The sequence below is a fragment of the Streptococcus sp. KR genome, assembly GCF_002238115.1.
Taxonomy (GTDB): Bacteria; Bacillota; Bacilli; order Lactobacillales; family Streptococcaceae; genus Streptococcus.
Window position 1 is genome coordinate 1 of sequence record NZ_NGVM01000238.1, and the last position, 295, is coordinate 295.

A 295-nucleotide genomic window follows, 5' to 3' on the forward strand; every position below is an offset into this window, starting at 1 on the left:
ATATCAGGAAGCAAAGATAAGCTCCAATCACTAGGCATCAGATCAAGGTAATCTGTGACGTGTGCAATGGACTCAGATAAATCCAGATTCTTAATACCATCAGTTAAACTTTTGGAATTTTTTTGTTTGAATACAGGAAATGTTTTTTCTATAATTTCACTAGCATTTCCTTGTGGATCAAAATCAATTAATAAGGTTTTTCTATGGGCTTTATTTAATAGATAAGAAAAGGTTACACAAGTTGTTGTTTTTCCAACTCCACCTTTAAAGTTTCCTATCGTGATCGATGTGGTCA

General features: G+C 32.9%; 1 protein-coding gene. It reads right to left on the reverse strand.

Annotation, left to right across the window (positions count from 1 at the left end; genetic code table 11):
* A partial coding sequence (locus tag CBI42_RS11760) for a ParA family protein (protein WP_179211436.1) occupies window positions 1-295 on the reverse strand: 295 nt, incomplete at both ends.